This is a genomic window from Streptomyces sp. NPDC001351, from assembly GCF_042896045.1.
Lineage (GTDB): Bacteria > Actinomycetota > Actinomycetes > Streptomycetales > Streptomycetaceae > Streptomyces.
Genome location: NZ_JBIAWS010000018.1, coordinates 86,400 through 103,291, shown reverse-complemented (window position 1 = coordinate 103,291; position 16,892 = coordinate 86,400). Strand labels below are relative to the sequence as shown.

Below are 16,892 nucleotides of genomic sequence, written 5' to 3'. Positions count from 1 at the left end.
TGTACGACGACGATGAGGCGTGTGTCCTACGACAGTGAGGGCCGCCCTTCCTACGCGGCCCCCGCCCCCGTCAGCGCCCGCACCTCGGTCTCCGCATGCTTGGCCTCGTCGGGGACCTCGTCGGAGGTGACGGTGCCGAGCCAGCCCGCGAGGAAGCCCATCGGGATCGACACGAGGCCGGGGTTCTGGAGCGGGAAGTACTGGAAGTCGACGGCCGGGAACAGCGATTCCGGACTGCCCGACACCACGGGCGACAGCACGACCAGGGCGAGTGCGGGGACCAGCCCGCCGTAGACGGCCCACACCGCACCGCGAGTGGTGAAGCCGCGCCAGAACAGCGAGTAGAGCAGCACCGGGAGGTTCGCGGACGCGGCGACTGCAAAGGCGAGGCCCACCAGGAAGGCGACATTGAGGTCACGCGCCAGCAGGCCGAGGGCGATCGCGACCGCGCCGATGCCGACCGAGGCGACGCGCGCCACGGCCACTTCGCTGCGCGCATGGGCACCGCCGCGCCGCAGTGACGCGTACAGGTCGTGGGCCACGGACGCCGAGGAGGCGAGCGTGATTCCGGCGACCACCGCGAGGATCGTGGCGAACGCGACGGCGGCTACGACCGCGAAAAGAACCGTTCCTGCGGTGGTGTTCGCGCCGCCGCCCAGAGCGAGCGCCAGGAGCGGGACTGCCGTGTTCCCGGCCGCGCTCGACTCGCGTACCGCACCCGGCCCCACGATCGCGGCGGCCCCGAAGCCGAGGACGATCGTCATCAGGTAGAAGCCGCCGATGAGCCCGATCGACCAGAGCGCCGAGCATCGCGCGGCCCGGGCGGTGGGCACCGTGTAGAAGCGGGACAGAATGTGCGGCAGCCCTGCCGTGCCGAGCACCAGGGCCAGCCCCAGGCTGATGAAGTCCAGGCGCGCGGTCCAGTCCCCGCCGTACTTCAGCCCCGGGGCCAGGAACGCATCGCCGTGACCACTGCGCGCGGCCGCCGTCAGCAGCAGCCGGTCGACGTCGCCGTGGAACCGCAGCAGGACGAGCACGGTCAGAGCGACCGTACCGGCGAGCAGCAGTACCGCCTTGACGATCTGGATCCAGGTGGTGGCCCGCATTCCTCCCAGTGACACATAGATCACCATGAGCGCGCCGACACCGATGACGGTCCAGGCCCGCGCCGCCGCGCTCGTATCCCCGAGCAGCAGTGCGACCAGGCTGCCCGCTCCCACCATCTGCGCCACCAGATACAGGACGGACACGGTGACCGAGGACGTTCCCGCCGCGATGCGCACGGGCCGCTCGCTCATGCGTGCCGCGACCACGTCGGCAAGCGTGAACCGCCCGCAGTTGCGTACGAGTTCGGCGACGAGGAAGAGCACCAGCAGCCAGGCGACGAGGAAGCCGACCACGTACAGCAGTCCGTCGTATCCGAACAGCGCGATGAGCCCCGTGACACCCAGGAAGGAAGCCGCCGACATGTAGTCGCCCGCGATGGCAAAACCATTCTCCATGGGAGAGAAAAGACGCCCGCCCGCGTAGAACTCCTCCGCCGAGCCCTGCCGGTTGCGGCTCACCCACGTCGTGATCGCCAGCGTGATGGCGACGAACACGCTGAAAAGCAACAGCGCAAGCGTCTGATGGCCGCCCGTCACAACGCACCACCCTGGACTCCGCGCGTCAACTCCTGTGTGTTCCAGCGCAGTTCGAGCGCGGCCCGGTCCCGGCGCAGCCGCGCATGCCGGGCGTAGGCCCATGCGAACAGGAAGGTGCTGAGAAACTGCCCGAGCCCGGCGAGCATCGCCACGTTCATGGCGCCGGCCACGGGATGCGCCATCAGCCCGGGCGCGGTGGTGGCGGTCACGAGGTACGCCACGTACCAGACGAGGAAGACAGCGACTCCCGGCACGACGAACCTGAGGTATCTGCTGCGCACCTCCTGGAACGCCGCGCTGCGCTGCACCTCGAGATACACGTCGGCCGCAGCGGCCGCCTCGTCCTCACCCGGCCGGCTTGCAGGACCGGCCTCGGGAACCGCACCTCCGACGCCGTCCGACTCGCCCCATCCGGAGGCGAGTGCGTCGTACCACGGGTCGTCGTACCTCGCGCCTCCGGAAGCCTCTCCAGGGGACGAGTCGTGATCGCGGTGCCCGGCCGAACCATCGGCGCCACCCCCGCCTCCGCAGGGACGGCCATTGCTTGACTGCATGCCCAAGGATGGACAGAACGGATAGATCCCCGGCTCTTCTTCTCCGCGCTCTTCACCCCATCAGGTGACTCATCCCGCCGGTGGCCGCGCGAGCCCCTTCGCATACGCGTAACGCACCGCCTGGGCACGGTCCTTGAGTCCCGTCTTGGCGAAGAGGTTGTTGATGTGAGTCTTCACGGTCGCGGTGGAGACATGCAGCTTGCGGGCGATCTCCTGGTTGCTGAGACCGTCGGCGATCAGCAGCAGCACCTCGGTCTCGCGCGCGGTGAGCCCGTCCGGCGCCTCGGACACGGCCGGCGGCTGCGGCTCCGGGCCGGACAGCCGCTCCAGCAGCCGCCGTTGGATGCTCGGCGACAGCCCGGCGTCCCCGGACAGCACGCTGTGCACGGCCCGTACGATCTCGTCCCCGCCCGCGTCCTTGGTGAGATACCCCCGTGCCCCAGCCCGCAAGGCCGGGAACAGGGACTCGTCGTCCGCGTACGTCGTGAGCACCACGACCTGCGTCCCGGGGTGCTCCGCGCGAATGCGCCGGGTCGCCTCCACACCGTCGCAGCGCGGCATGCGCAGGTCCATCAGCACCACGTCCGGGGCGAGTTCCGCCACGAGTCGCACCGCCTCGTCCCCGTCCCCCGCGGCTCCGACGACCTCGACCCCGGGCAACAGGCCCAGCAGCATCACGATGCCCTCACGCACCACGGTCTGGTCGTCCGCGACCACCACGCGTGCAGGCCGCTGCTCCGCCCCTTCCGTCATACGGGCACCTTCAGTGTCACCGCGAACCCCTCCTCGTCCGGCCCGGCCTCCAGCGAGCCGCCCAGCAACTCGGCACGCTCGCGCATGCCCAGCAGACCGTACCCGGCGCCCGCCCCGGCGAGTTCACCCGGCGTACCGCCGGAGTCCCGTACATCCAGCGTCACTTGATGGTCGCTGTAGTCCAGCCGCACCCGCACCTTGGCCCCCGGCGCGTGCTTGCGCACGTTCGTAAGGGCTTCCTGCGCGACTCTGCGCACGGCCTGCGACGCCTCCGCGGGCAGCTGCCTGCGCTCACCCGTAATGGTGACCTCGGCACCGGCCGACGTACCGACGAGCTGCGAGAGGAAGTCCTCCAGCGGAGTCAGCTCCCCGCGCAGCGCCGAGAGCGCCTGCCGCGTCTCGTCGAGTCCGTCACGGGCCATCCCCCTTGCCGCCACCACCCGCTCCAGGATCTGGTCCCGGCCGGCGCCTCGCTCGATGAGCAGCCGGGCCGCCTCGAGGTGCACGAGTTGGGCCGAGAGGCTGTGCGCCAGCACGTCATGGATCTCCCGTGCGATGCGGGCCCGCTCGGCGAGCGCCGCCGACTCTGTCTCCGCGGCCCGGGCGGCACGCTCCTGGGCCAGCAGGCGCTGGGCGCTGCCCCGGGCTTCGGCATCGAGGCGCAGGACGTAGCCGGCCAGGGCCAGGCCCGCCGTGGTGGCCGCCGTGGTCAGCCACACGTCGTTGTTGACCGCGGCGTAGGACGCGAGGGCCACGGACGCCGTCGGCAGGGCAGCCGCCAGCGGCAGCCGTTCCAGCGCGGTGACGGCGCAGCCGCACCACAGGACGAGGGCCGGCCCCCGGAAGCCCAGGGCCTCGGCCCCGACGGCCAGTCCCAGGAGCACAAGCAGGATGGCGAGGGAGGGCCACAGCCTGTGCTGGAACGTGGTCCGGTACAGGGCCCAGGCGAGCACTCCGGCCACGACCACACCGAGGCCGCCCACGACCGTCACCCAGCCATGGACCCGGCTGCTGTTGAAGGCGCCCCACAGCAGGATGGCGAGGGCGAACAATCTCACGGCCCAGGCGAGCATGCGCCGAGGTCGCGAGATGCCGGCCCGCCCCAGTGCCTCCCGCGAGGGCCAGCGCATCCAGGCGTTCTGCGTCACACGCGCTCCTTCCGCGCCGGGCGGACCATGGAGTCACCGTACGCCGTGCCCCCACCCTGCGCCGGAGCCACGGACTGCGCCCGCCAGACCAGGATCCCGGAGCGGACCAGGAGGGTGGCCGCGAGGGCGACGATCAGCGCGGAGCTGTCCTGATGGACTCCGAAGAGCGTCCCGAGCGCGAAGAGGCCGACACGCAGGGCGATACCGACGATCCAGACCATCACGCTCGCCTTGGTGCTCTTGCTCCACACGGTGCCGTCCGGCTCCGCCCATATGCGGGTCGTCCAGGCCCATCCGGCCCCGGTGGCAAGGCCGACGAGCAGTTCGGCGCCCAGCAGGACGACCGACTCCGTGGGGTGGTGGGCATCGACGACGCCGGGCTCCCGCAGGGCCACGAAGGCGAGGACCACGGGCAGCAGCCACCAGCGCCTGCCCACGCCTATCTGCTGCGCGCGGAACTGCCGCACGACTACGAGAACGACGACAGCCGCGATCGCCAGTGCGTTGACGAGCCCGGACATCAGAGCCTCCGTGAGCGAAGAGGGGAGTCGGCAGCGAGTGCTGTCGACGCCTTCGAAGCTACGGAAGTTCGCAGGTCAGCAGATCGGAGCAGGGGTGGATCGTGGGTGGATCCGCACACCGCTGTCGGCTCCACCCACGGGTGGAGCCGACCCACGATCACCCTGGCCGCCACCGCCCGGCCGAGGCCGGGCGCAGCGGCTACGCGTCGATGCGCGACCGGTCCAGCGTCGCCGCCGAGCTGGAGATGAACTCCTTGCGCGGTGCCACGTCGTTGCCCATCAGCAGATCGAAGACCGTCTCCGCGGAGTCCAGGTCGGAGAGGTTGATCCGGCGCAGGGTGCGGTGCCGCGGGTCCATGGTGGTCTCGGCCAGCTGGTCGGCGTCCATCTCGCCGAGGCCCTTGTAGCGCTGGATGGAGTCCTTGTAGCGGATGCCCTTGCTCTGGAACTCCAGCAGCTTGTCGCGCAGTTCACGGTCCGAGTACGTGTAGACGTACTTGTCCTGGCCCTTCTTGGGCTGGACGATCTCGATGCGGTGCAGCGGCGGCACCGCGGCGAAGACCCGGCCCGCTTCGACCATGGGCCGCATGTACCGGTGGAACAGCGTCAGCAGCAGGGTCCGGATGTGCGAGCCGTCCACATCGGCGTCGGTCATCATGATGATCTTGCCGTAGCGGGCCGCGTCGATGTCGAACGTCCGGCCCGAGCCGGCTCCTATGACCTGGATGATCGCGCCGCACTCGGCGTTCTTGAGCATGTCGGTCACGGACGACTTCTGGACATTGAGGATCTTGCCGCGGATCGGCAGCAGGGCCTGGAACTCGGAGTTCCGCGCCAGCTTGGCGGTGCCGAGCGCGGAGTCCCCCTCGACGATGAACAGCTCGCTGCGGTCCACGTCGTCACTGCGGCAGTCGGCGAGCTTCGCCGGCAGCGACGAGGACTCCAGAGCCGTCTTCCGGCGCTGGGCGTCCTTGTGCTGGCGGGCCGCGATGCGCGTCCGGGCGGCGGCCACGGCCTTCTCCATGACCACCCGGGCCTGCGCGGCGGCATCCCGCTTCGTGGAGGTCAGGAACGCCTTGAGCTCCTTGGAGATCACGGTGTTCACAATGCGACGGGCCGCCGAGGTGCCGAGGACCTCCTTGGTCTGGCCCTCGAACTGGGGCTCGGCGAGGCGGACGGTGACCACCGCGGTGAGGCCCTCGAGGGCGTCGTCCTTGACGATGTCGTCCTCGGCGACGCGCAGCAGCTTCTTCGCGCGCAGCACCTCGTTCATCGTCTTGGTGACGGCCTGCTCGAAGCCGGCGACGTGGGTGCCTCCCTTGGGGGTGGCGATGATGTTGACGAACGACTTCAGGGTCGTGTCGTAGCCAGTGCCCCAGCGCATGGCGACGTCGACGCCGAGTTCGCGGGTGACCTCGGTGGGGGTCATCTGGCCGTGGTCGTCCAGGACCGGGACCGTCTCCTTGAAGGTGCCCTGGCCGGAGAAGCGGAGGACGTCGTTGACCGGCTTGTCGCTCGCCAGGTACTCGCAGAACTCGCTGATGCCGCCGTCGAAGCGGAAGGACTCCTCACCCTTGCTGCCGCCCTCGCCGAGCCCGAACTCGTCACGGACGACGATGGTCAGGCCGGGCACCAGGAACGCCGTCTGACGGGCGCGCTGGTGCAGGTTCTCCAGGGAGAGCTTGGCGTCCTTGAGGAAGATCTGGCGGTCGGCCCAGTAACGCACGCGCGTGCCGCTACGGGTCTTGGGGATCCGCTTGGCCTTGCGCAGCCCGCTGGTGGCCTCGAACTTGGCCTCGGGGCCGTTCGCGGCGAAGGCACCCGGCACGCCGCGGCGGAAGCTGATCGCGTGGGTGTGGCCGCCGCGGTCCACCTCGACGTCCAGGCGGGCCGACAGGGCGTTCACCACGGAGGCGCCCACACCGTGCAGACCGCCGGAGGCCGCGTAGGAGCCGCCGCCGAACTTGCCGCCGGCGTGCAGCTTGGTCATGACGACCTCGACGCCGGAGAGACCGGTCTTGGGCTCGACGTCGACCGGGATGCCCCGGCCGTTGTCCCGGACCTCCACCGAGCCGTCGTCGTGGAGGATCACCTCGATGTGGTCGCAGTAGCCACCGAGGGCCTCGTCGACGGAGTTGTCGATGATCTCCCACAGGCAGTGCATCAGACCGCGGCTGTCGGTGGACCCGATGTACATGCCCGGGCGCTTGCGCACGGCCTCGAGCCCCTCGAGGACGAGCAGGTGCCGCGCGGTGTAGTTGGAACCGTCCCGGTCTGCTCCTGCCAGCAGCGCTGTGGACGGCACGGACGTCTCGGCGGTCACGCGGTTCGCTCCTCGCTGAATTTCAGGTGGGGCCCTGATGGGTAAGGGCCCGGCTTCGGTCGCCGTCAAGAGGGTACCGAGGCCTGGTAGAGCCGTTGTAACGCCACCCTCGTCTTGAGTTAAGACTAGTCCAGAGTCGCATACACGTTCGATCCCTCGATGGAGTGAAGTACATATCACGTTCCCTTCGAGGCATGAACCATTTAGGCTCCGGGCACGTCCTCATGAACAACCGGCAAGCCAGCCGGGAGGACCAGACATTGACAAACTGCGCGAACCCGTACGACACACAGACACGCAATACGGCACATTCGCCGCCAACCGGCAGCAGACAGCCGGCCTCGAAAGATTTTTTCGAGGAAAAGCCCGGGGCGGGAACGTTTTAGGGCTGGTTGGATGTTGACCCTGGTACGACAGCTCGTCGAGCTAGAGAAGAGGCGACGTGACTACTGTTCTGACCCCCGCGAGCCCGCTGACGGCCGCCGATCGCTGCGACCGCTGCGGCGCGCAGGCCTACGTGCGCGTTGTCCTGCTCAGCGGCGGAGAACTGCTCTTCTGCGCCCACCACGGCCGCAAGTTCGAGCCGGAACTCAAGAAGATCGCCGCTGAGATACAGGACGAGACGGAGCGGCTGACGTCCGTTCCGGCATCCGCCTCCGAAGAAGAGCGCTGATACCTCGCACATACGACGAGCCAGCTCCGGCACAGGCCGGTACGGGCGGCGCGGCCCCTGCTTCAGGGACCGCGCCGCCCGCGCTCGTACCCCGGATTCCCTCCGGGCACCGTCAATGGGCCCTGCCCCCGCTTCGCCGGTCCATTCCTTTCAGGGCCTCGGACACGCGCGTATAGACGCCGGGGCTGCCCGCACGACCGCAGCCGCTCCCCCAGGACACGAGCCCGATGAGCTTCCCCTGGGCGACAAGAGGGCCACCGCTGTCCCCCTGGCAGGCGTCGTGGCCCCCTCCCGCCTCCCCGGCGCACAACATGCTCTTGGCTTGGTACGTGCCGTCGGCGCTGCCCGGATACGCCTCCTCGCACCGGGCGTCGGGCAGCACATGCACGCGCGTCGCCCGCAGACTGTGGGCGTACTCGCCGCCACCGGTGAGATCGCCCCACCCGGAGACGGTCGCGCTCGTGCCCGGCTTGTACGCGGGATCGCCGGCGGCCGCCATCGCGATGACCGAACTGCGCGGCAGCGGTTTGGCGAGCGTGAGCACGGCGAAGTCCTCGGAGTTGCTGTCGCTGTCGAAGGCCGGACTCACCTGGACGTCACGTACCGGGATCTCCCGGCCGCGGTCCGACAGCAGATCTGTACGGTTCGCGATGACCTTGAGGTCGCGGACGCGCTCCGGCGGTGTCCCCAGAACGTCCTCGCCCATGCAGTGGGCCGCGGTGAGCACGGTCGTACGGCTGATGGCCACGCCGCCGCAGAACTGCCCCGCACGCGTACCCCCGAACCGGTCACGACTGGAGAGCGCCACCGTCCACGGACTCTCGGACACGTCGATCGGGAAACTCCCTATGACAACGCTGTCGGCGGCCACGGGGGCAGTGGAAAGCAACGGTATTGCGGTCGCCGCGGCCACAAGGGCCAGCGGCCGGGCCAGAGCCCGGACAAAGGGACGGCGCATACATGCTCCTCACTCTGGGATGGTCGTGGAAGACCCAGAGTGATCCAGCTCGTCACACCCCGCACCTGCGCGCAGCACGAGAAGGCCCGGTTCCCCACGCGGGAGAACCGGGCCTTCGGTGTCGTACGACGGCGACCTAGTCGAGGTAGTCGCGCAGCACCTGGGAACGCGACGGGTGGCGCAGCTTCGACATGGTCTTGGACTCGATCTGGCGGATGCGCTCGCGCGTGACGCCGTACACCTTGCCGATCTCGTCGAGGGTCTTCGGCTGACCGTCGGTGAGACCGAAGCGCATCGAGACGACGCCCGCCTCGCGCTCGGAGAGGGTGTCGAGCACGGAGTGCAGCTGCTCCTGCAGGAGCGTGAAGCTGACCGCGTCGGCCGGGACGACGGCCTCGGAGTCCTCGATGAGGTCACCGAACTCGCTGTCGCCGTCCTCGCCCAGCGGGGTGTGCAGGGAGATGGGCTCGCGGCCGTACTTCTGGACCTCGATGACCTTCTCGGGGGTCATGTCGAGTTCCTTGGCCAGCTCCTCCGGGGTGGGCTCTCGGCCCAGGTCCTGGAGCATCTGGCGCTGGACGCGCGCGAGCTTGTTGATGACCTCGACCATGTGCACCGGGATACGGATGGTGCGGGCCTGGTCGGCCATGGCGCGGGTGATCGCCTGACGGATCCACCAGGTGGCGTACGTGGAGAACTTGTAGCCCTTGGTGTAGTCGAACTTCTCGACCGCGCGGATCAGACCGAGGTTGCCCTCCTGGATGAGGTCCAGGAAGAGCATGCCGCGGCCGGTGTAGCGCTTGGCCAGGGAGACCACCAGACGGAGGTTGGCCTCCAGGAGGTGGTTCTTGGCGCGGCGGCCGTCCTCGGCGATGATCTCCAGCTCGCGCTTGAGCTTGGGGGCGAGCTTGTCGGCGTTGGCCAGCTTGTCCTCGGCGAACAGACCGGCCTCGATGCGCTTGGCGAGCTCGACCTCCTGCTCGGCGTTGAGCAGGGGGACCTTGCCGATCTGCTTGAGGTAGTCCTTGACCGGGTCGGCGGTGGCACCGGCCGCGGCGACCTGCTGGGCCGGCGCGTCGTCCTCGTCCTCGTCGGAGAGCACGAAGCCCGCGCTCTCGGCGCCCTCGGGCTCGTCGGCGCCCTTGGGGGTGTCCTCGAGCACCTCCTCCTCGATGACCTCGGCGTCGTCCTTCTTGGCGCTGGTCTTCTTGACCGCCGTCTTCTTGGCGACGGTCTTCTTCGCGGGCGCCGTCTTCTTGGCGACCGCCTTCTTCGCAGCGACCTGCTGGGCGTCGTCCTCGACGGGCGTGTCGGCGGCGGGCGCCTCGGGGGCGGCGGGGGCGGCGGCCTTCTTGGCGGTCACCGTCTTCGCCGCGACCGTCTTGGTGGCGGTGCGCTTGGCCGGGCTCTTCGCTGCGACGCTCTTTCGGGTGCGCTTGGGCTCCGCGGCACTGACCATCAGCGTCACACCCTCTTCCTCGAGGATCTGGTTGAGGCTGCGCAGTACGTTCTTCCACTGAGTGGCCGGAATCTGGTCAGCTTCGAAGGCCCGACGCACATCGTCGCCGGCGATCTGCCCCTCAGCCTTTCCCCGCTCAATCAGAGCCATGACAGAGACGGACTCGGCGATCTCCGGCGGGAGCGTACGGGATGTGCTGGCCGACACGAACAACCTCTCGGAACGTTGGAAAACGGCTTCCGGCCCCGTCCAGGACGGACAGGAGCCGACCGCCGGCTTGGGGATTGGGCCGACGGCGCGGGCGGGACCGGGAAGATGCACAGCGCCGCAAACGGCGTCCGTATTCCCTCCTCGGCTGTCACCTCTTAGGTCATCGCGCTGTTTCCCCGAGTGTTACGCCCAATCTGCGTGGTCCGAATCACACCCTGTAAGCACTCAAAATCGAACGAACAGGGACATACGGGGTCACCCGTGGGTGGGATCCGGGCTTTCCCGAGGCCCCCGCGGCCCGTGGCGCCGTCGGACCCCGCAGGATCCCGGAGATCCTGCGGGGTCCGACGGAGGCGGTTCGGCGGCCGAGCCGTGCCCCAGGAGGGGGAGGCATCTCCCGGCCGCGCCGCCCGCGGGGTGCGGTCAGTGTTCGCGCGGCGCGGGCACCACGCGCTCCACCTCGGGGTGGACGGTCAGCAGTTGCCGCATGGCCGACTCGGCCGCCGTGCCGTCCCCGGTACCGAGGGCCTCGACGATCCTGCCGTGGTGCGCCAGCGACGTCTCGTTCGGCCGGTCACAGCCGGTCACCGGGCCACCGGAGACCTGGAGGGCGGCCGAGACGATCCCGGAGAGATGCTCCAGCATCCGATTGCCCGCGACCTGGATCAGCAGCGAGTGGAACTCGGCGTCGGCACGGGAGAAGGTGATGGCGTCACCCTGGCCCATGGCGTGGCCCATGATCTCCACCATGTCTGCGAGCCGCTGCTGGACGTCCTCGCGCCCGTGCCCGGCGGCGAGGCGGGCGGCGAGCGGTTCGATCGTCCAGCGCAGTTCGCTCAGCTCGCGGCGCTGGTCGTCGCGCTGCGGCCCGAAGGCGCGCCATTCGATGATGTCCGGATCGAGAAGGTTCCAGTCGCTGACCGGACGCACACGCGTACCGACGTTCGGGCGAGCGCTGACCAGGCCCTTGGCCTCCAGGACCCGGAGCGACTCACGGACGACGGTGCGGGAGACCTCGAAACGCTGGCCGATTTCCTCGGGCACGAGCGGACGGTCGGCGCCCAGATCGCCGGAGACGATCATCTGGCCCAGCTGCTGGACGAGTTGGCCGTGCAGCCCGCGTCCGCGGCTGCCCGCGGCGCGTCGGCCCACGCGGCCCAGCTCCGGGTCCGCGCTCTCCCAGGCGGGGGCTCCGACGCGGTCGACCACGTGGGCCTCGGCGTAGGGGTAGCGGTCGAGATCGCCCGGGCCGGCCAGACCGGAGTCGGCGGAGCGGGCGGCGGTCATCATGGTGTGCGCAAGGGTACTCACGGATCCTTTGTCGGCGCCGTCTCCAACTCCCTTGAGGTCTTTGGTGAAAAGCACACGAAAGGGTGATCGCTCACCCCGTCGCAATTGACGCCTTATCGGAAAGAAATGGGCTTTCCCCAGGGAGTTGCGCACAGGGTAGGACGAAAGCGCGCGGACGGTTGTCATCGGACCCTGCTGCGCAGGGTGGTGAGCAGATACGCGCAGAGCAGAGCGGTGAGTGACAACGTCAGGGCACCGCCCACGGGTTGGGCGACCACCCTCGCCACGGCCCACAGATAGCGCTCTCCCCCGAAGGGCCACTGCAGCAGGAACACCTCGCGCAACCGCAGCGGCAGCCCGGCCGCCATCCGCACGGACGATCCCGCCAAGGCCTTCTGTACGAGCGGAACGACGAGGACCGGTACGGAGATCACGGCCGCGAGTCCTGCCGTGGTGGACCGGAAGACACCCGCGGCCAGCACTCCGGCCCAGGCACATCCGACGACGAGACCGAGCCAACTCGCGCTCAGCGAGAGCCAGTCCATGGGAACTTGCATGAGCTCCCGTCCGTAGACGATGTAGAGCACTTCGGCGTCGCAGCCGACCGTGAGGAAGGCCAGCAGCAGCGCGGTGACCGTGGCGACGAGGAGTTTCGCGGCGAGCAGCCCCAGCCGACGGGGCACGGTGCCGCGATCCGCCGCAAGCGCGGGATGGCGGAACTCGTCGCCGAAGGCCAGCGCGCCGAGGAGGCCCGCACCGAGCGCGGCGGGCGGCAGCGGCAGCTCGCGCGGCCACGCGGCCAGCAGGCGCGCCTGGGGGGTGTGTCCGATCCGGGCCAGGAGGACGGCGGCGAGGGCGGACAGGACGAGTACGACGGCCCCGGTGACGAACCCGGTGCCGATGCCCGCGGCGCGGCGGATTTCATAGCGCAGAGGACGGAGGGGGCTGGGAGCCGGGCGGACGGAGATGGGGGGCGGAAGGGAGGGCGGGCTGTCGAGGGCGCCTGCCTCAGCCAGGCGTGCGGCCGACGTCGGGGCGCGCCCCGACGTCACACGTGACTGGGCTGCGTTGACGGGTGCCTTCGGCACGCCGACCTCACGGGGCGCGTCAGCCGCAGCCGGGGACTGCGGTTCGGGGTGCGCTTCGTGGGAGGCATCGGCCGGAGCGGGTTCGGCGCGTCCCTGCCCGGGCACGTCAGCCGGCGTCGAGCAGTGCGCTGCCGCGTCCGGTTCGAGGGTTCCGCCCGAGGCGTGCGGCTCGTCCGGCACCTGCGGCTCATCGGCGGATTCCGGCCCGTCGACCGGGGATTCCACCGCTCCGGGCCCCATGTCGCCGATCTCGTCGGCGAGTTGATGTACGAGGATGCCGTGGCGGAACGCGGTCTCTCCGACCTCGGCGCAACTACTGCCGTAGACGGAGAGACGGTTGCCGCCCTCGTGCACGACTTCGAGGGAGCGGTGGGCGGTTCGGGCCTCTTTGGTGAGCAGGGCGGCGAGGCGCACGACGTGCGGGCTGCGGACGGCGACGCGGGGGCGCAGCCGGGTGCGGGCGAAGTCCTCGGCCTCCTGGTCGGCGACGAGCCTGCCCCGCTCCAGCGTGACGACCCGGTGGGCGCTGCGCGCGGCCTCCTTGGGGTCGGCCGTGGTCAGCAGGACCGTACCGCCCTGGGCGGCGTGCGCGTGCAGCATGCCGTACAGCCAGCGGGCCTCACGGGGGGAGAGACCACCGGCGGGTTCGTCGAGCACCAGGGTGTGCGGGTCGGACAGCAGGGCGCAGGCCAGGCCGAGGCGGCGGTCCATGCCGCGCGAGAGGGTGCCGAGGCGTTCGTCGCGCAGGCTGACGAGGCCGACCACCTCGAGGACCTCGTCGGCGCGGCGGGCGGGAACTCCTGCGGCGGCGCACAGCATGCGGAGATGGCTGCGGACGGTACGGGCCGGGTGTCCCGGTACATCACCGAGGAGCACGCCGACTTCGCGCCCCGGATGGGGGATGCGGTGCAAGGGGCGGCCCTTGAAGTAGGTGATGCCACGGCCCTGTTGGAGTTCGAGCATGAGTTTGAGTGCGGTCGTCTTGCCCGCCCCCGGCGCGCCGAGCAGCGCGGTGACGCGGCCTGCGCGCACGTCGAAGGAGACGTCGTCGACCGCGGGCGGAAGCTCCTTGCGGGGATTGCTGGTCAATCCGTAGGCCTGGATCACCCGAAGCAAGATATCGCGCTATGTCCGATTTTTCGGGTATAGCGCGGCCCGCTCTGCAGGCTGTGCCCGGTCCGCCCGGCACCATGCCGTCACACTTCGGGGCGCAGCATCGGGGGGTTGAGCAGTGTGGCGCCGCCGGCGCGGAACAACTGGGCGGGGCGGCCGCCCTGGCGTGTGGTGGTCCCGCCGGTGGGGACGAGGAACCCCGGTGTGCCCGTCACCTTGCGGTGGAAGTTGCGCGGGTCGAGGGCCACGCCCCACACCGCCTCGTAGACCCGGCGCAGCTCGCCGACGGTGAACTCGGTGGGGCAGAACGCCGTGGCGAGGGACGAGTACTCGATCTTGGAGCGGGCGCGCTCCACGCCGTCGGACAGGATCTGGGCGTGGTCGAAGGCGAGGGGCGCGACCGGTTCGCCGTCGCGGCCGTATCCGCCCTGCTGCAGCAGCTCCTCGACCGGCGCCCAGCGCGCATTGCTGGCGTCGCCACCCGCTCGGGGTGCGGGCAGGTCGGGGGCGAGTGCCAGGTGGGCGACGCTGACGACGCGCATGCGCGGGTCCCGCTTGGGGTCTCCGTAGGTCGCGAGTTGCTCCAGGTGGGCGCCGTTGTCCTGGGCGGGAACGGCCGGGTCGTGGGCGCGCAGCCCGGTCTCCTCGGCCAGCTCGCGTGCGGCTGCCTGTGCCAGATCCTCGTCGGCCCGTACGAAGCCGCCCGGGAGGGCCCAGCGCCCCTGGAACGGTGGTTCGCCCCTGCGTACCGCCAGCGCGCACAGGGCATGGCGGCGCACGGTCAGCACGACCAGGTCCACGGTGACGGCGAAGGGCGGAAATGCTGACGGGTCGTAGGGCATGCGGCGATCATAGTCGTCTGCCTGACGATAAACACTCCTTTCGTCGGCCGCTTCGATGGCTGATCCACTTCGGTCCGGTATGCGCCCCAGCCCCTGGTTCCGGGTGCTGTGCGGTGTTACGTCGTCCCAGGTCACGCTCCCAATTGCAGCCCGTCGGCGGCCTCCTCGACCATGGCGAGGCCGAGGCGGCTGATCCGTACGGAAAAGGGAGCACCGGCGATGCGAAGTCCCCTCAGGACGATCTCGCCCAGGGGGGCACTGTGCATGGGCCGCAGTGTGATCGTCCCGGCCGGAGCGTCCGGACGGATACCCGCGACGGTCACCAGCAGCAGCACACCGGCGGCCGCCGCGGTGGCGGCCGGACGACAGGCCGCCGGGTGCGGGAGGGGTGCGCTTGCGGCGGTGCGCTGCTCCCCCGCGTACATCTCGGGCAGCCGGTGCCCGAAGCTCTCGGCCGCCGCCAGGGCGCCCCTCAGCAGCGAACCCGCCTCCTTCTCGTATCCGGCGGCGGCCAGGCCTGCTACGGCGAGCGCCGTCTCGTGGACCCGCACCGCGCCGCTGCGGTGGCCGAACGGGTTGTAGCCGGCTTCCTTCGCGCCCAGTCCGCGCAGCCCCCAGCCCGAGTCCATCCCCGGGCCGCCGAGCAAACGCGCGAGCTGTTCGGTCTGCACCTTGTCGAGCAGCCCGGCAGCCGGCTCACCCCCGCCGAGCAGGCCGGTGTCGAGGAGATGGGCGGCGGCGGCACCCAGGTACGGCAGCGGGGTGCCGTCAGGGGCGCGAGCGGCGGCCGGCCTGCCGCCGCCCCGGTCGTCGACCCAGAAGTCCTCCCTGAACTCCGCCCGCAGCAGCTGGGCCCACTGCCGCAGCTCGGCACCGCCCGGCCTTCCGCAGCCGTCGAGGAGATCGGCGCCCAGCAGGGCCGCACGGTGGGCGTGGGCCTGCGTCTCGCAGCGGACGGGACCGCCGGGATGCGGGTCGCACAGGTAGGCGCTCTCGCCGACGGTCGTCCGCAGCCAGGCCAGACAGCGCTCGGCGGCCGGCAGCAGTTCCTCCGTCTCGGCCTCGGGAAGGCCCCAGCGGCGGGCCTCCGCGAGGAGCGCGGGGAAGAGCAGTGTGGCTTCAGTGCCGGTACAACCTGGTGGCAGATGGATGCCCGCGTCCCGTCGCGGCCCGGGGATCATGCCGGACTGCGGCCCCGCGCCCCGGAGTTGGGTGCGAGCGAGGATACGCAGCGTTCCTGCGGCGAGCCGGGTACCAAGGGGCAGCGTCATCCGCGCCGCCGCCAGTGCCTCGGCCGGGGCCGGACCACAGCGCCAGGGGGCTCCTGCCGCGAGTTGTATGTCGGAAGGGTGGGCGGGGTCGCGCAGCAGGAGGGCATGGAGATCCTCGACGCTTGTCCTCAGCAGCGCGTGGACCCTGGGGTCGTCACCGGACGCCCTGGCCGGGGCAAGAGGGCTCGTGGCCGTGCGGCTCGCCGCCCGGAAAGGGCCCGCTCCGTCCGGCCGTACCCGCAGCTCCACGCTGGTGCTGCCGCCTGGGGACAGCTCGAACTCCCAGCGCAGCAACCCGGCGGAGGCCAGTGCGTCCGCGGGCGGCGGATCTGCCGTGACCGAAGAGTTCCCGGTGGCGCAGGACCAGCGCAGACCCGAGTCGTGGACACTGGCGGACAGTTCGGGCCCAGCAGTGCCGGACGCGATGGCGCCCAGGTCGGCCAGGTCCGTGCCGAGGGCGACTTCGAGAGGCACACGCAGGGGGCGAAGGGCCGCACTGTGCAAGGTGATGCGCTCCGTCCCGTCCGCATGGCGAATGCGCTCGACGACGAGGTCCGGGTCGGGGCCGGAGTGCGGCGAGGCACGCAGCGCGCCCACGAAGCGAGCCTGGTCGGCCGAGGTCATCCGGGCTTGCACCGCCAGCGGCTCACGCCCGGCCACGCGGACCTGGCAACGGGAGAGCACGCGTCGGCCCGCGCGGTAGAACCCTTCCAGCCCCTGACCGGTCATCTGCCCGTCCTCCGACGAGATGGCGAGTCCCGGGAGCGCGACGCAGATCATGGCGGTGTGCGTGGACGGCAGTTCGACGGACCGGCGGGGTGCCGGCGGCGTTGCGGCTCGGGACGGTGCAGTCGCTCCTGGGGGCGAGAAGGTGGACGAGCGGGGCGTCTGACCCGGGGATGAGGTCGGGATTCGGCCCTGGACTGGCGGTGACGGCAGTGAGTGGTGGTCGGGCGGCCGGGTCCGGTCGGCCGACCCGGGTGGGAGTTGGGCCGGGCGCGTCGGCCGGGACACAGAGCGGCCCGGCTCGGTCGGCTCGAGTGCAC

13 protein-coding genes are annotated in these 16,892 nt (G+C 70.5%); 1 reads left to right on the top strand and 12 read right to left on the bottom strand.

The window, feature by feature from the left end:
* Positions 1–50 precede the first annotated feature (50 nt).
* From ACFY1U_RS43590 to ACFY1U_RS43565, 6 genes are all read right to left on the bottom strand, one after another.
* On the bottom strand, positions 51–1,643 hold the full coding sequence (locus ACFY1U_RS43590; protein WP_390699637.1) for a cation acetate symporter: 1,593 nt from the start codon (positions 1,641–1,643) through the stop codon (positions 51–53).
* Positions 1,640–2,197 carry a DUF485 domain-containing protein gene (locus ACFY1U_RS43585; RefSeq protein WP_390699636.1) on the bottom strand — a complete coding sequence of 186 codons (558 nt, stop codon included), beginning with the start codon at positions 2,195–2,197 and terminating at the stop codon, positions 1,640–1,642. Before ACFY1U_RS43585 ends, ACFY1U_RS43590 begins: the two co-directional genes overlap by 4 nt.
* Before the next feature lie 69 nt (positions 2,198–2,266).
* Positions 2,267–2,950 (bottom strand): response regulator, encoded by a 684-nt coding sequence (locus ACFY1U_RS43580; RefSeq protein WP_390699635.1) that lies wholly within the window; start codon positions 2,948–2,950, stop codon positions 2,267–2,269.
* Positions 2,947–4,098 carry a sensor histidine kinase gene (locus tag ACFY1U_RS43575; RefSeq protein WP_390699634.1) on the bottom strand — a complete coding sequence of 384 codons (1,152 nt, stop codon included), beginning with the start codon at positions 4,096–4,098 and terminating at the stop codon, positions 2,947–2,949. The genes ACFY1U_RS43580 and ACFY1U_RS43575 overlap by 4 nt, the downstream gene beginning before the upstream one ends.
* The gene (locus ACFY1U_RS43570; protein ID WP_390699633.1) at positions 4,095–4,619 is read right to left on the bottom strand and encodes a DUF1453 domain-containing protein; all 525 of its coding nucleotides are present in this window, start codon (positions 4,617–4,619) and stop codon (positions 4,095–4,097) included. Before ACFY1U_RS43570 ends, ACFY1U_RS43575 begins: the two co-directional genes overlap by 4 nt.
* A 199-nt stretch (positions 4,620–4,818) precedes the next feature.
* Positions 4,819–6,942 (bottom strand): type IIA DNA topoisomerase subunit B, encoded by a 2,124-nt coding sequence (locus tag ACFY1U_RS43565; protein ID WP_390699632.1) that lies wholly within the window; start codon positions 6,940–6,942, stop codon positions 4,819–4,821.
* Positions 6,943–7,384: 442 nt separating this feature from the next.
* On the opposite strand from ACFY1U_RS43565, the gene ACFY1U_RS43560 reads away from it, so the two are divergent.
* Positions 7,385–7,615 carry a hypothetical protein gene (locus ACFY1U_RS43560; RefSeq protein ID WP_030945102.1) on the top strand — a complete coding sequence of 77 codons (231 nt, stop codon included), beginning with the start codon at positions 7,385–7,387 and terminating at the stop codon, positions 7,613–7,615.
* 112 nt (positions 7,616–7,727) lie between these two features.
* Here the strand turns inward: ACFY1U_RS43560 and ACFY1U_RS43555 are convergent, their stop codons facing one another.
* From ACFY1U_RS43555 to ACFY1U_RS43530, 6 genes are all read right to left on the bottom strand, one after another.
* On the bottom strand, positions 7,728–8,573 hold the full coding sequence (locus tag ACFY1U_RS43555; protein WP_390699631.1) for a serine protease: 846 nt from the start codon (positions 8,571–8,573) through the stop codon (positions 7,728–7,730).
* Positions 8,574–8,709: 136 nt separating this feature from the next.
* Complete coding sequence (locus ACFY1U_RS43550; protein WP_390699630.1) at positions 8,710–10,239, bottom strand: RNA polymerase sigma factor; 1,530 nt, start codon at positions 10,237–10,239, stop codon at positions 8,710–8,712.
* Positions 10,240–10,665: 426 nt separating this feature from the next.
* On the bottom strand, positions 10,666–11,553 hold the full coding sequence (locus tag ACFY1U_RS43545) for a FadR/GntR family transcriptional regulator (RefSeq protein WP_390699629.1): 888 nt from the start codon (positions 11,551–11,553) through the stop codon (positions 10,666–10,668).
* 161 nt (positions 11,554–11,714) lie between these two features.
* Entirely contained in the window at positions 11,715–13,727 is a 2,013-nt protein-coding gene (locus tag ACFY1U_RS43540; protein ID WP_390699628.1) for an ATP-binding cassette domain-containing protein, read from the bottom strand.
* A gap of 89 nt (positions 13,728–13,816) precedes the next feature.
* On the bottom strand, positions 13,817–14,575 hold the full coding sequence (locus ACFY1U_RS43535; RefSeq protein WP_030939512.1) for an NUDIX domain-containing protein: 759 nt from the start codon (positions 14,573–14,575) through the stop codon (positions 13,817–13,819).
* A 131-nt stretch (positions 14,576–14,706) separates the two neighbouring features.
* Complete coding sequence (locus ACFY1U_RS43530; protein WP_390699627.1) at positions 14,707–16,626, bottom strand: glycogen debranching N-terminal domain-containing protein; 1,920 nt, start codon at positions 16,624–16,626, stop codon at positions 14,707–14,709.
* Positions 16,627–16,892 lie beyond the last annotated feature (266 nt).

What these genes read in the sequence shown, in the direction of transcription:
- ACFY1U_RS43530 (WP_390699627.1), bottom strand. Translation starts at nt 16,626, where the DNA reads ATGATCTGCGTCGCGCTCCCGGGACTCGCCATCTCGTCGGAGGACGGG.
- ACFY1U_RS43580 (WP_390699635.1), bottom strand. Translation starts at nt 2,950, where the DNA reads ATGACGGAAGGGGCGGAGCAGCGGCCTGCACGCGTGGTGGTCGCGGAC.
- ACFY1U_RS43570 (WP_390699633.1), bottom strand. Translation starts at nt 4,619, where the DNA reads ATGTCCGGGCTCGTCAACGCACTGGCGATCGCGGCTGTCGTCGTTCTC.
- ACFY1U_RS43535 (WP_030939512.1), bottom strand. Translation starts at nt 14,575, where the DNA reads ATGCCCTACGACCCGTCAGCATTTCCGCCCTTCGCCGTCACCGTGGAC.
- ACFY1U_RS43585 (WP_390699636.1), bottom strand. Translation starts at nt 2,197, where the DNA reads ATGCAGTCAAGCAATGGCCGTCCCTGCGGAGGCGGGGGTGGCGCCGAT.
- ACFY1U_RS43555 (WP_390699631.1), bottom strand. Translation starts at nt 8,573, where the DNA reads ATGCGCCGTCCCTTTGTCCGGGCTCTGGCCCGGCCGCTGGCCCTTGTG.